Raw genomic sequence first — 13,992 nt, 5'->3', positions numbered from 1 at the left:
GTCAGGCCGCCTTGGACACCAGGACCTCGCTCTCGATGAGCTCCGTCCCGATCAAATAGTCGCGGCAGCCGCGAAGCGAGCGCAGCGCGCGGTTGAAGTCGATGCCGGTCGAGACCAGCGCATGCAGCGTCGTAGGATTGCGCACGATGCCGCGCAGCACGGCCGGAAGGTCGATCTGGCCGTTCGGCTTGATCGCGGCGCGGGCGATCGCGGGCAGCGCGCGGTGCGCGGGATCGCTGATGACGCGGACCGCGGCAAAGGGCAGCCCAGCCTCGGCGGCGTAGGCGGCCGCGATGTGGCTCTCCATGTCGACGGCCGCAGCCCCGGTCTCTGAATGCAGCGCCGCCTTGCAGGACCGTTTCGTGACCACCTCCTCGGCGCCGGCGAGGCTGCCGCGCACGACGCGGCGGCGGCCCGACGTCAGGCGGTCGATCAGGTCGTCGCCGAGCGATAGGCCAGCGGCCCAGCGGGTGTCGCCGGACAGCACCTCGGTCGCCAGCACGACGTCGCCGGAGCGCAGCGTCGGGTCGAGCCCGCCGGCCACGCCGAACGAGATCACACCGCGAATCGTATCAGGATCGACCACCGTCAGCAGCGCTCGGAGCTGGCTGGGGCTGCTGGACGAGCAGATCACAGCCATTCCAGGCCCGGCCGCGATACGGGCCTCCTGAACCAGTCCAGTCACGATCAAGATCGGCCGCGGATCAATGGCATTGCCCGCGGTAAAATAGTCCCCCGTCCCCAAAGTCACATTCCGACCCCTACCACCCTGCTGTTGGTGTTCCGCAAGTTCCGATACCGCGCCAGCGCCCACAGCGGAAAGAACTTTGGGTAACCATGATAACGTAGATAGAACACGCGGGGGAAGCCCGTGGCGGTGTACCGCTGCTCGTCCCACAGTCCTTTTTTGTTCTGTGTTGCAATCAGGTACTCCACCCCGCGGGCGACGGCCGGGTGATCAACCTCGCCTGCCGCCATCAGGCCAAGCAAGGCCCATGCCGTTTGCGAGGCGGTCGAGGGGGCGGTTTCCCAGCCCTTGTAGTCCAGGCGGTAGCTGACGGCGTCCTCGCCCCAGCCGCCATCCTTGTTCTGGATCGAGGCCAGCCAGGCGGCAGCCTTCCGCATCATGGGGTCCTTGTGGTCGACGCCGGCCATGTTGAGGGCGCAGAGCACGGACCAGGTTCCATAGATGAAGTTCATGCCCCAGCGACCGTACCAGGAACCCTCCGGGTGCTGGGTGTTGCGGAGATAGGCCACGCCGTCGGCGACGTGCTTGCTGGTCTTCTCGGTCTCGCCGAGCTGGGCCAGCATCGAGATGCAGCGCGCGGTGACGTCCTCGGTCGGCGGATCGAGCAGCGCGCCGTGGTCCGAGAACGGGATGTTGTTCAGGTAATATTCGAGGTTGTTGACGTCGAAGGCGGCCCAGCCGCCATCGTCGCTCTGCATGCCCTCGATCCATTCCCGGCCGCGGGCGATCGCCGCGTCGTAACCGGTCGCACCGTGCTCCCGGCGCATGCGGTCCATCGACATCACCACCACGGCGGTGTCGTCGAGATCAGGATAATGGGCGTTGTTGTACTGGAAGGCCCAGCCGCCCGGACGCACGTCGGGCCGCTTCACCGCCCAGTCGCCCTTCACCTCGAGCTCCTGCTTCGGGATCAGCCAGTCTAGGCCCTGCTTGGCTGCGGGCACCGCCTTGTCGCCGCCGGCTTCCAGCAGCGCATGCGCGGTCAGCGTCGTGTCCCACACCGGCGAGACGCAGGGCTGGCAGTAGGCTTCGTCGTCGCGGATCACCAGCAGCTTGTCGATGCCCCGGCGCGTCACCGCACGCGGCGGATAGTTCTCGTCCTTGCCGAGCGCGTCGTACATCATGACGATGTTGGCCATGGGCGGATAGATCGCGCCCATGCCGTCCTCGCCGTTCAGCCGCTCCTCGGTGAAGGCGAGCGCCGCATCGATCGCGCGCTGGCGCAGGCTCTTCGGAAACATCGGCTCGATGACGCGCAGGATCGCATCGAGCGAACGGAACAGCAGGAACCAGGCCATGCTCTGATGCGGCGCCTTCGCCGTCATGCCGATCGAGCGCGGATCCTGCAAAAACAGCTCGTCGATGCCGACGCCCTTCGGGTTCTTCGCGCGCGGCTTGAGCGCAGCGATCACCATCAGCGGCACCATGGTGGTGCGCGCCCAGTAGGAGATCTTGTTGAGGTGGAACGGCGACCAGAACGGCAGCAGCACGATCTCGATCGGCAGCACCGGCACCGCGCGCCAGGTCACGACGCCGAACGTCGCGAGCAGGAAGCGTGTGAAGACGTTGCTATGGATCGCACCGCCGCGGGCATGGATCGCCTCGCGCGCACGCACCATATGCGGGCTATCTGTGGAATCGCCGATCATCTTCAGCGCGAAGTACGCCTTCACGCTGGCGCTCATGTCGAACTCGCCGTCATACACCAGCGGCCAGCCGCCATGGGCGCCCTGGACGCGGCGCAGATAATTGCCGATCTTGGCCTCGAGCGCGGTGTCGACGGGCTCTGCGAGATAATGGCGCAGCAGGATGTACTCGGCCGGAATCGTGCAGTCGGCCTCGAGCTCGAACACCCAATGGCCGTCGGATTGCTGGAAGCCGAGGACGCCCTGCGTCGCCGACGCAATGCTCGATTCCAACACCCTCGATTCCACTGCCTCGCGGCGGGTCGCGTTCAAGGAATCCATGTCGCTCGATTGCTCCGATAGTCGATTGAAAGTGACCGGGACATTCGCCCGTCAGGGCCGCTTTTCAGGATCCTTTGGCGGCCAGCACCAGATCGGCGGCGCGATCACCCGACCGGACCGATCCCTCGATGGTTGCAGGCAACCCCGTAGCAGTCCAATCGCCGGCAAGGAACAGGTTTTTCAGCGCGGTCGCCGGCCCCGGACGCAGGGCATTCTGGGCCGGCGTCGCCGCAAATGTGGCACGGCGCTCGCGCACGATCTGCCACGGTGGCAGCTCGCCGGACACGCCGGCCGCCTCGCAGACATCGTTCCAGATCGCCTGCGCCAGTTCCTCGCGCGGCATGTCGACCAGACGGTCGCCATTGCTGATGGTCACCGAGAGGCGGTTCGGGAACGCGAACAGCCATTCCACGACGCCGCCGATCACGCCGAGGATCGGCGCCGAACCGGGCGGCGGCTCAAAGCGGAAATGCGCGTTCACGATGGCGCGGAATTCGGTCGGCGTCTTCAGGCCCGGCAGCAGGCTCGCTGCCGCGCGCGGCGGCACCGCCATCACGATGACGTCGCCCGCACCGAGCTGGACCACGTCCTCGCCGCCGAAATTCAATGCGGTCACCTTGCCGTCGCTGCTGACGAACGAACGCAGCTCATGGCCGAGCTGAACGGAGTGGCCACGCTCCTGCAGGAATTTCACCGCCGGCTCGATCAGCACGGCGCTGAGGCCGTCGCGCGCGATCAGCGGGCGGCAGGCCTGCCCGCCCGCAAGCAGCGTCTCGCGCACGATGGCGCCGGCAAGCCCGGCCGAGCCCTCGGGCGGATCGACATTGAGAGCTGCGAGCAGCAGCGGCTGCACCAGGCGCTGATAGAGGATGCCTTCGCAAGGAATCGACTTGCCGACCAGCGTGTCTTCCGAGGCCCAGATCAGCGGCGCCAGCTTCAGATAATCGGTGAGCCCGGTGTCGGGCACGCGGCGGCTTTCGTCGAGCACCCAGGTCGGCAGCCGGCCGTTGCCGAGATCGATCTGCCAGCGCTGCCCGGTCTTGATGTCGACGAAGGGAAACTGCGCGCTGTCGGGGCCGACGAGACCCGCTTCGGTGCCGATCGAGCGCGCATAGGCGCGCGCATGGCCGTTGCCTGACAGCAGCAGGTGATTGCCATTGTCGATGGTGAGATTGGTGGCGCCGTCGAAATAGGAGCGGCAGCGGCCGCCGGCCTGATGCGTCGCCTCGTGCACGGCGACCTTGAAGCCGGCATTGGCGAGCCGCACGGCGGCAGAGAGGCCGGAAATTCCGGCGCCGATGATGTGAGCTGTCTTTTGCATCAGATGAAAGCGTAACGGAGCAGGATCAGGATGCGTGTGACCTTCGACACACGCACCGGCTCGCGCGGCGCGTTGAAACCGCGCGCGATCAGGAGGTCCAGAATGGAATGGTAGTACTTCGACATGATCCGCGGCGCGCGCACGGCGCGGCGCTTGTTGCGGTTCATGATCTCGTCCGACTTTTCGAAATGCGCCTTCGCGCGCTGCGTCAGCGGTGCGCAGACCTTCGGCAATGCGCGCTCGGCGATCACGCGGTTCGGGTCGTTGGAGGTGATGCCGGCATGCAGCAGCGCCTCGCGCGGCAGATAGAGCCGGCCAAGACCTGCGTCCTCGTCGATGTCGCGCAGGATGTTGGTGAGCTGGAGCGCGCGCCCGAGATGGTACGCGAGCAGGATGCCATCCTCTTCCGGCAGGCCGAACACGCGCACCGACAATCGACCGACAGCGCTCGCGACGCGATCGCAATAGAGATCGAGCGTTGCCATGTCAGGCGCGCGGATGTCCTGCGGCACGTCCATCTCCATGCCGTCGACGATGGCGAGGAAATCCTCGCGCTTCAGGCCGAAGGTCTTCACCGAGGCGACGTAGTCCTTCAGCCGCGGCGGCGGATTGCCCTGATAGAGCGCATCGATGTCGTTGCGCCACTCCTGAAGCGCGGCGAGACGCTCGTCGCGCGGGCCGTCGGAATCGGCGATGTCGTCGACCTGGCGGCAGAAGCTGTAGATCTGGAACATCGCTTCGCGCTGGTCATGCGGCAGGATGCGCATCGCGGCATAGAACGAGCTGCCGGATGCGGTCGAGCCATAACTGGCGCCGGGCGTGGCCGCCTCAAGCGTCATGGGCAGTCCCCGGTCTGGAAATGGCCTTGCGCCCGATCGCGCGACGGCCGACTTCGCCGATCATGCCGGCGAGGCTGAAGGTGAGCAGCTCGAACTTGTTCAGATGCACGCGCTCGCGCAGGGGATCGCGGACCTTGAGCAGGCGCACGATGCGGTCGGCATAGGCCTGGATCACCGCGACGTCGACACCGAGGCGGAAATCGCGGATCTCCGCAGCTAGCGACCTGCCCTCGTCGAGCAGGGCCTCGTTGCGCGCGGCAAGCGACTGAAGGCAGGCCAGCATCGCCGGTGGCGACTGCGCAAGCCCGAGTTGCTCCACGGAAGCACCGCTCGCCGCCAGCGCATCGCGCGGCAGATAGACGCGGTTGAGCTCGCGGAAATCCTTGCCGCAATCCTGCAGGTGGTTGTTGATCTGGAGGCCTGCGCAGAGCGCATCCGACGCGACCCAGGTCGAGGTGCTCTCGCCGTGGACGTCGAGCATGAAGCGGCCGACCGGCATCGCCGAATAGCGGCAATAGTGGATGACCTCGTCCCAGGTCTCGTAGCGCAGCTTCGTCACGTCCATGCGGAACGCGATCAGCACGTCGAGCGCGTGCCGCGGCGTCATGCCGCGCTCGGCCAGCGCACGCCGCAGCGTGACGGCCTCGGCCTGGGTGTCGCCTTTGCCGAGCAGTTCCGCCTCGAGCAGGTCGAGACAAGCGAGCTTCTGGTCGGGGGGCAGCGTGGCGTGGTCTGCGATGTCGTCGGCGGTGCGGACGAAATTGTAATAGGCCAGGATCAGGGCGCGATGACGCGGATGAATGATCCAGGACGCGACGGGAAAATTCTCGTCGCGGTCACCCTTGCCGGATCGCAATTCGCTCGCAGAGGTCATCGAGGGCTGGTTTACAATCGTTTGGACAGGAAGAGCTTTTTTCGCTCGCGCGGGCTCGTGCCGGCGATGCCGCCGCGGCCCCCATATAGGGGAATACGGCCGCAAAACCAATCCTGTCTCTCGATGGCAGCCCTTCCGGATCCGGCCCGAAAAGGCGGCTCCGCGGCCGCCTTTGTGGGCCAGTGGCCGAGCTTACTGGTTATGGTTCTTCAGGACCTGGTCGCAGGCCTGCGAGATCTTGGCCCGGTTCTCCTTGAGGCAGGCCAGGATGGTGAAATCGCCCTGGTCGATGACCGGACGGCAGAACTTCTGCACATCGCGCGTGCAGGCCTTTTGCTCGGCGTCCGTGCCGCGCCCACCTTGCTGCTGGGCGAATGCTGCCGTCGAAAGAGATGCGGACACCAGGGTGAGAACGACGAGAAGCTTACGCATTGTATTCCTTCATTCTGACGGCAGAATCGCACCAATCCCGGACAGCACAGGGCGGACGGCCGGAACGGATTGTTCTGATGGCAAGTCGCCGCGGAAGTAGCGGCCTCGGAGAAGGCACAAGCACTGGCAAATGCGGCCAAATTGGCGCCACCCTGCCAAATCAGGTCTTCCCTGCGCTTTCATTGGCAGATGTAAGAGATTGATACTACGTCATAATTCAGAGGCGTCGCGTTTTGCTTGGCACCTGTTGCACACCTGCATCTCTCCGCCCGGCCATTTCGGCCAGAAACACGCGGAAACACGGGGAATTGCGATATCGGGGGCGGCGCAAGCCGTCGTGAACCACCATCTCTGGCGGCCAAGCTTTGAACCTGACACAGGCTCAAGGCACTAAACTTTCGATGTGGCGAGACGTTCTTAATCGTAAGTGAACGTCGTTCCAAAACGGGATATTTGAGATGAAATTCTTTGGGCGATCTGGACTGGCAATCAAGGCGGCCGGCATCGGGGCTGCGCTGCTCTTCTCAGTTACGGCAAGCCACGCTCAGTCGTCCGGACCCTTTGCCGGTTTCGACGGCGCGTGGACCGGCACCGGCACGGTGTCGCTGTCAGACGGCTCCACCGAGCGCATCCGCTGCAAGGCAGACTACAAGGTCGCCGGCAGCGGCCTCGCGCTCAAGCAGGCCCTGCACTGCGCCTCCGACAGCTACAAGTTCGACCTCACCAGCGATGTCACGAGCCAGGGCGAGCGGATCTCCGGCAACTGGAGCGAGTCCAACCGCAACATCTTCGGCAATCTGCAAGGCACCGCCGGCGGCGGCCAGATCGACGTCTTCGTCGAGGCCAACGGCTTCGCCGCCAATCTGTCGCTGCGCACCAACGGCACCAAGCAGACGGTACAGATCTCCTCGAAGGGCGAGATCCGCGGCGTCAACATCACGATGACGAAGGGCTGATCCCTTCCCGATCGATGTGGAACACGCCCCCGGTTCTCGCGAGCCGGGGGCTTTTTGCTGACGTGAACGTGTTCTGACGGGCTTGCTGAGATGGACCCAGTTCGCAGACATCTGCTCAAGGCGATCGGGCTGTTCGCAGCTACCCGCGCGTTCGCCGATGACCAGCGAGGACCGAACATGCAGCCGTCGCCCGTGAAGCCGCGTCACGTGCTCTGCTTTCTTGGCAAGGACGATAACCTGCTGCATCCGCCGAAGGCGGTGGCAAAGACGATCGCCGATTTCAATTTCGAGATCGACCGCACCTATTCGCAAGCCAAGCCCGATCCGCACATGGAGCGGTCGTTCGGCGTGTGCTGGGACCGGGTCTTCCCGAAAGCATGGTCTGCTGCCGACGAAGCCGCCGTCGCCAACCATAAAGCCGTGCTCTATTTGCTGAGCCCGCCGCTAGAGCAGCAGACGGCGGTCGCCTATTCGGCGGCGGCCTTGCGCATCGTCGAGGAGATGATCGAGGCCGGCGCCACCGCCGTGAAGGGCGAAAGCGCGGGCGTCGCCCACGGGCTTGTGCGGTGGCGCAGTCTCGCTGATCAGGCACGCACGGGCGCAAAGACCAGCCAGGGCCTTGGCATGACGCTCGGCCTCGCCAAGGCCTGTCGCCTTGCCTTCGCCAAGCGCCCGCTCGGCGGCGATCGCTATTACGAGACCGTCGGCTATCACCTCGTCGGCCTGCCGGAGGTCTATGTCGCGAAATCGCGCGGCAACGAGTGGTCCGCGGTGATGCTGATGGAGGAGATCGCAAACGCGATGGCTGAGCACGGCATCGAGGCGACGCTTCGCGATCGCAAGCTCACGATCTCGCGGGAGCAGGACTATGCCGAGGACGACTTCAAGTTCAATCCGTACGGGATCGTCCGCGTCGAGGCGTGAGCGCCGCACGCCGCCCGGTCAGTCCTTGCGCGCGACGCATTCGCACCGGCATCTGAAATAGACCGCATCCGGATCGCGCCCCCACGCGTCCCATCCGGCCAACGCGGTCTGAATTTCATCATCCGTGGCGAGCCCCTTGCGCAAAAGCTGCGGCCCGAAACCGAGCAAGCTCCGCCGCGCATCGGCGACGGCTTCGCTGCGGCTCGTAGCATCGGCGCTATGATTGACATAGCTCGCACCGGTCCAAACCGGCGTAAAACCGTGAGCACGAAGAATCGAGCTCTGCCGCCGGCCGAAGCGAAGCGCGTCCGGATCGTCGTGCTCGTACCAGCGCTGCCAGAGATCGAGCGCGAGGCGCACGCCGTCGATGTCAGGATGAAGGACGTTGCCGCCGACATCGGCGTCACGCGTCGCAATGAGGCCACCGGGCTTCAGCACCCGCCGCGCTTCCGCGAGCGCTCGCGTCAGCACCGCCTGGCTCTGGTGGTACAACACCGCATGGAAGAACACCGCGTCGAACGCCTCGTCCTCGAACGGAAGCGCGGTCATGTCGGCTTCGACGAAGGACAGGTTGGTCAAGCTTTCCGCCGCTGCCAGCCGATCGGCGGCGGCGATCGCGTTCGGCTCGATGTCGACGCCGACCGCCTTTGCGACCAGGCCCGCGAGCGCCGCCGTAATCGTCCCGGGCCCGCAGCCGGCGTCGAGCAGGATCATGCCCGATGTCAAGAACGGGACGAAAAAGGCGGCGCAATCGCCGCCCCGCTTCCGCTGAAACTCCACGATCGAGCTGTCGTGCCGTATCGGCCGCATGAGCTATCCTCGGAACGAAAACCGGCGCAGTCGTCCAGACTGCGCCGATTCCATGTCCGGTGGATGAAGGCGCTCAGATCGCCGGCTTGTCGGGCCCCTGAAGCCTGGCGTGCAGATTGATCAGCCACATCGCCGTCGGCCTGAGGATGAAGAGGTCGGCGACGAGCGCCATGACCATCGAGAAGGCGCTGAGCCAGCCGAACAGCCGCAGCGACGGCAGGTCCGAGAACACGGTGACGACGAGGCCGCAGGCCAGCACCACCGTGGTCAGGATCAGCGCGGGGCCGACCAGCACGGTCGCCCGCTCCACCGCGAGCGCCGAGCCGACGCCGGGCTTGCTCTCGAGCCTCAGGCGATTGAGGAAGTGGATGGTGGCGCTGAGGCCCAGGCCGAACGAGACGGTGAGCGCGACGACGCTGGCAAATTGCAGCCCCTCGCCCATCGCCCACAGCACCGTTCCCGACATCACGACGGGGAAGATGCCCGGCAGGATGCAGGCGAACATCACCACCCATGAGCGGAAGGCCAGGCCGATGAAGAGCGCGACCAGCGCGAATTCGACCGTGAGGCCGCGGTTCAGCTTCTCGATCATGCTGGCCGAGTTGCGCGCCGCGATAGCGGCGAGGCCCGTCACCGCGATCTCGTAACCCGGATGCTTCTTGCGGACGGCGTCGAGCTCGGAATCGAGCTTGTCGACGATCGGCAGCAGCTGGCTGGAATCCTTGTCCGGAACGCGGCCCGCGACCACGACGGCATCCTGCTCGGCGTCGATGAAGCGGCGCACCAGATGCTCGGGGATGACGTTGACATATTCCTTCAGCGTCGCGACGTCGGCGCTGCCGGCCTTTGCCGCCAGCCAGCGCCGCAGGGTCTCGAGCGACCAGACATTGCCGACACCGGCCGCCTTCTCCACGGTCGCGTGCACGTCCGCGATGGTCTGCAGCGTCTCCGGCGAATACAGTGTTTCGCCCTTGGGGAACTGGATCAGCACGTTGACCGGGTTGGCGCCGGTGAGCTTGGCGTCGAGCCGGTCGCTGGCGGCAACGGCCTGACGCTTGTCCGGCACCTGGTCGGCGAGCCGGTAGCGCGGCTCCAGATTGGCGTAGATGACGCCGAGGCCGCCGACGAACAGCACCGCGATCAGGCTGAACAGGCCGGGGCGGCCCACCATGCGCACCGCGATCCAGTAGCAGAAATTGCGCAGCGCCTGCACGCCAGCATCCGCGCTCTGGAATTTCACGGCAAAGATCTTCTCGTTGCGCACGAACAGCACGCCGAACACCGGCACCAGCGACAGCACCGCGACCAGCGCGATGATGGTGGCGGCGAGGCCCGCCTCGCCGAACTTGCGGATCAGGTCGGAGTCGGAGAATTGCAGCGCGATGAAGGAAATGCCCGCGGTGCCGTGCGTCAGCACGCAGGCCGGGCCCACCACCAGCACGGCGTTCTTGAACGCGGTGAACTTGTCCTGGCCTGCGATCAGCCGGTCGCGCGCGGCGAAGGTGAGCTGCATCGAGTCCGAGAAGCTGATCACCATGATGAGCGGCGTCATCACGTTCAGGAACATGTTGAGATTGAAATTGGCCCAGCCGAGCGCGCCGAGCGCCAGGAGGATCGCGATCATCGGCGGGAACGCCGCCGCGATCATGAACGAGATCTTGCGGAAGAAGATGATGGCGATGACGCAGCCGGCGAGGATGCCGAGGATGTTGTAGGTCAGCCCGTCGCGCTCGACGGCGTTGCGGATCTCGAGCTGCATCACCGGCACGCCGGAGAGCTGCACGTTGAGGCCGGTGTCGCCGAGATCCTCCTTCATCAGCGCGCGAATGTCGCCGACGGTCTTGGTCAGCTTGCTGGACGCGACCACCTCCGGATCGAGCGACAGCACGACCAGCGCCAGCGTGCCGTCCTCCGACAGCAGCTTGCCGCGGATGATCTCGTTGTTTTTGACGGTCTCGATGAACTTGTCATAGGCCTCGCCCTCGGGGAGCTCGGCCGGGAATAGCGCCGCCGGCAGCTTGCCCGGCGCCGGCGCCTGGCGCGCCGAGAACAGCGAGACTAGGCCGCGCGTGCCTTCGACCAGTTGCATGTCGGTGATGAAGTCGCGCAGCTTCTCGAGGTTGTTCCGCGCCAGGAGGTTCTTGCCCTCGACCACGACGAGGACGTCAAATTCCTCGGCCGGGAACTTCTTGGTCACCTCTTCATACTGCTTGAATTCGCGGGTATCGGAGCGGAACAGCTGCGACAGCGAATCGTCGATCTTGATCCGGTGGATGCCGAACACGGCGCCGACGATCAGCGCGAGCAGGATGATGCAGGAGACGATCGGCGCCCGGACCGCGATCAGGCCGATGCGCTCGAGCCCGAAGGCGATCGAGGACGCAGGTCCCTGCTCGACCTTGTCGACATGAACCTCACTCTCGCTGTGCTTTTCGAGCATGCCTTATCCAGTTCCTAAATCGGCTCAAGCTGTGAGCTTATGGCGTCCCGCGAACGGCTTGAAAATGCCATACCAATGGGAGGCTTGCCCTTTGAAAATGCGCGGAAAATCGCCGGCAGCGGTTTAGCAGGTCAAAAGGCCTTTTCGCAAGCAGGCGAAGGGCGGCCGAATCGATCAAGATGCGGCGATTTTGCCGGAATGCCCGTCATTCGGGCTGTGTCGTGCCGATTCGACGCGGCGCACGGTCCGCGCTCTCGTCCTTCAGCGCCACCCCCGTGACCTCCCGGGCCAGCCCTTCGCGGACCAGCCAGGCGATCTTGAAGGCGGCCTCGTCATAGCTCAACCCGGCCTTGTGGATGTTCGAGACGCAATTGCGCTCGGCATCGCTGCGGCCGGGTTTTGGCGCGAAGGTCAGGTAGGCGCCGAGGCTGTCGGGCGCCGACAAGCCGGGCCGCTCGCCGATCAGCATCACGACCATGCGCGCGCCGAGAATCGCGCCGATCTCGTCGCCGAGCGCGACGCGCGCGCCTGAGGCGACGACCAAATGGCCGATCGCGACATCCCCTTCCGCAAGCAGCGGCAGCAGGCACCCCACCAGCGCCGCCGCATGGGCGTGGACCGCCGCCGCCGAGAGGCCATCTCCGATGACGATCGCGAGCTGGCAAGGCTCGGAAGCACTTCGCGCCAGAAGCTCCGCCGATCCGGCATCGAGCTGTCGTCCGAGATCCGGCCGGCGCAGATAATCCCTGCGATCGATCGCCTGGCTGCTCGCCTCGGTGACGGCGAGACCGAGCGCGCGAAGATCGGCAGCGAGCCGCGACGCATCGAAGGCGGCATGCACGGCATCGCGGGCGCGGGCATGGTCCAACGTGAAATCGAGCAGCGGCTTGGTCGGCACGCTCGCACCGCTGCGGCCGAGCGCAACGCGCGCGGGTGTGAGCGACCGCAGATCAATGGTCGGCCGAGCCGGAACTGACTTATCACTCATTCGGCGGGAACAGCAGCCTCGCGCAGCCGGATCGAGTAGTTCGAGGCATTCTGCTGGCCGCTGGAGGCTGCGCGCGCGAAGGTGATGAGATGGTGCGCGATCAGGGTGCAGCCGATCAGGCCTTCGAGATCGCCGCGCTTGATGCGGCCCAGCGCGAACTTCCAGAACACGCGCCTGTAATTGCCGAGCACGCCGACCTTCCAGAAGATGTTCCTGACCATGACGAGGCCGCGTCGGATATTAGCCCAGGTCTTCATCTCGTCCGGCACCGGCATCTTGAGGCGGTGGGGATAGACTTGGTCGCACTGATACTGGAAGCGCGCGTAGACCTTCTCGGGCTCGTAGGCGACGGCCATGGCGTGCTTCCAGGACGCGACAACGTCGTCATAGGGCAGCAGGAAGTCGACGTTGGAATCGCGCCCCTCGTCCTCGATCAGGCGTCCTTCCTTCTCCAGCCGGTCCCAGAGCGGCGTCTTCGGCAGCGCCTGGAGCAGGTTGATGGTGAGCAGCGGAATGCGCGATTCCTCGACGAAAGCGAGCAGCGCTTCGGATGTGTTCGGCTTGTCGGTGTCGAGCCCCATGATGATGCCGGACACCACCTCCATGCCGTAGGAGTTGATGGTGCGCACGCCCTCGAGGATCGGGACCATCATGTTGTGGTCCTTGTGCATCGCCTTCAGCGCATCGGGATCGGGCGTCTCGATGCCGCAGAAGATGGTGATGAAATAGGCCTCGCGCATCTTCTCGAGGATCTCGGGGCGCTTGGCGATATTGAGCGTCGCCTCGCAGGCGAGCCGCACCACATAGCCGGTCTTCTTCTGCCATTCGATCAGGTGCGGCAGCAGATCCATCGCCGCCTTGCGGTTGCCGATGAAATTGTCGTCGACGAAATAGACCGTGTCCGTCATGCCGCATTCGCGCAGGCGGTCGAGCTCGGCGATGATCTGCTCCGGCGTCTTGATGCGCGGGTTGCGGCCGTAGAGGCCGGGGATGTCGCAGAACTCGCACTGATAGGGACAGCCGCTGGAATACTGGATGCTGCCGAGGAAGTATTTCTTCACATCGGCGAGCTCATAGGCCGGGATCGGAAACTCCGTCATCGGCACGCGGTCCTTGGTGGTCAGCACCACCTGCTCGCCAGGACGCGCGGTGTCGCGCGACAGAATCTCGATCAGCTGGTTGGTGGCGTCGCCAAGCTCGCCGACATGGAGGTAGTCGAACGACGGATAATAGTCCGGGCAGGCGCTGACGGAGGGACCGCCGAGCGCGACCGGCAGATCGAACTCATGGGCGCGGCGGCAGATGTCGTTCATCTGCTGGCGCTGGATGTGCATGCCGCTGACGAAGACGGCTTCCGCCCATTCGAACTCGTCCTTCGTGGCGCGGCGGAGATTCTCGTCGACGAATTTGACCTGCCAGTCCTCAGGCAGGTAGGCGGAGATCAGCAGCAGGCCCTGCGGCGGCATGAAGGCGCAGACGCCGTCGGTCAAGGGATAGGAGTGCTCGAAGGTCCCGAACGACGACGTGTAACGCGGAAACACACACAGGATCCGCCGGGCCGTACCGTTGCTTTCAGCTCGCATCAAAGCTCCCCCAGCCACGCTCGACAGATGGTGCGGAAATTGCCAGCAGACACATAGCGTAACGCTGCCGCCGGAATTTCTCAATATTGTGGCAGCATCTTAATTCGCGA

General features: G+C 65.1%; 12 protein-coding genes. 2 read left to right on the top strand and 10 right to left on the bottom strand.

What is annotated here, in order from left to right:
- Nucleotide 1 precedes the first annotated feature (1 nt).
- From WN72_RS15955 to WN72_RS15930, 6 genes are all read right to left on the bottom strand, one after another.
- Nucleotides 2–814 (bottom strand): phosphorylase, encoded by an 813-nt coding sequence (locus WN72_RS15955; protein WP_092216981.1) that lies wholly within the window; start codon nt 812–814, stop codon nt 2–4.
- Nucleotides 748–2,715 (bottom strand): squalene--hopene cyclase, encoded by a 1,968-nt coding sequence (gene shc, locus WN72_RS15950; protein ID WP_092216973.1) that lies wholly within the window; start codon nt 2,713–2,715, stop codon nt 748–750. Before shc ends, WN72_RS15955 begins: the two co-directional genes overlap by 67 nt.
- Before the next feature lie 64 nt (nt 2,716–2,779).
- The gene (hpnE, locus tag WN72_RS15945; RefSeq protein WP_092216972.1) at nt 2,780–4,036 is read right to left on the bottom strand and encodes a hydroxysqualene dehydroxylase HpnE; all 1,257 of its coding nucleotides are present in this window, start codon (nt 4,034–4,036) and stop codon (nt 2,780–2,782) included.
- Entirely contained in the window at nt 4,036–4,875 is an 840-nt protein-coding gene (hpnD, locus tag WN72_RS15940) for a presqualene diphosphate synthase HpnD (protein ID WP_027558693.1), read from the bottom strand. The genes hpnE and hpnD overlap by 1 nt, the downstream gene beginning before the upstream one ends.
- A complete protein-coding gene (gene hpnC, locus WN72_RS15935) occupies nt 4,865–5,749 on the bottom strand; it encodes a squalene synthase HpnC (protein ID WP_092216971.1) in 885 nt (294 codons plus the stop codon). Before hpnC ends, hpnD begins: the two co-directional genes overlap by 11 nt.
- A gap of 192 nt (nt 5,750–5,941) precedes the next feature.
- Entirely contained in the window at nt 5,942–6,181 is a 240-nt protein-coding gene (locus WN72_RS15930) for a hypothetical protein (protein ID WP_143130634.1), read from the bottom strand.
- A 458-nt stretch (nt 6,182–6,639) separates the two neighbouring features.
- On the opposite strand from WN72_RS15930, the gene WN72_RS15925 reads away from it, so the two are divergent.
- Entirely contained in the window at nt 6,640–7,137 is a 498-nt protein-coding gene (locus WN72_RS15925; RefSeq protein WP_027558690.1) for a hypothetical protein, read from the top strand.
- A 90-nt stretch (nt 7,138–7,227) separates the two neighbouring features.
- Nucleotides 7,228–8,061: a hypothetical protein gene (locus WN72_RS15920; protein ID WP_092216970.1), complete on the top strand. Its 834-nt coding sequence runs from the start codon at nt 7,228–7,230 to the stop codon at nt 8,059–8,061.
- 18 nt (nt 8,062–8,079) lie between these two features.
- On the opposite strand, the gene WN72_RS15915 is transcribed toward WN72_RS15920, so the two are convergent.
- The 4 genes from WN72_RS15915 to WN72_RS15900 form a co-directional block, all read right to left on the bottom strand.
- Nucleotides 8,080–8,775: a class I SAM-dependent methyltransferase gene (locus WN72_RS15915; RefSeq protein ID WP_210339301.1), complete on the bottom strand. Its 696-nt coding sequence runs from the start codon at nt 8,773–8,775 to the stop codon at nt 8,080–8,082.
- A 169-nt stretch (nt 8,776–8,944) separates the two neighbouring features.
- Nucleotides 8,945–11,311 (bottom strand): efflux RND transporter permease subunit, encoded by a 2,367-nt coding sequence (locus WN72_RS15910; RefSeq protein WP_092216968.1) that lies wholly within the window; start codon nt 11,309–11,311, stop codon nt 8,945–8,947.
- 205 nt (nt 11,312–11,516) lie between these two features.
- Nucleotides 11,517–12,299, bottom strand: a complete 783-nt coding sequence (gene eutC, locus WN72_RS15905) for an ethanolamine ammonia-lyase subunit EutC (RefSeq protein ID WP_092216967.1) — start codon at nt 12,297–12,299, stop codon at nt 11,517–11,519.
- Nucleotides 12,296–13,882 carry a B12-binding domain-containing radical SAM protein gene (locus tag WN72_RS15900; RefSeq protein WP_092216979.1) on the bottom strand — a complete coding sequence of 529 codons (1,587 nt, stop codon included), beginning with the start codon at nt 13,880–13,882 and terminating at the stop codon, nt 12,296–12,298. Before WN72_RS15900 ends, eutC begins: the two co-directional genes overlap by 4 nt.
- Between the last annotated feature and the right edge of the window lie 110 nt (nt 13,883–13,992).

The organism is Bradyrhizobium arachidis (assembly GCF_015291705.1).
GTDB lineage: Bacteria > Pseudomonadota > Alphaproteobacteria > Rhizobiales > Xanthobacteraceae > Bradyrhizobium > Bradyrhizobium arachidis.
Note: the sequence above shows the minus strand (reverse complement) of the source record. Positions and strands in the feature narration are given on the sequence as shown.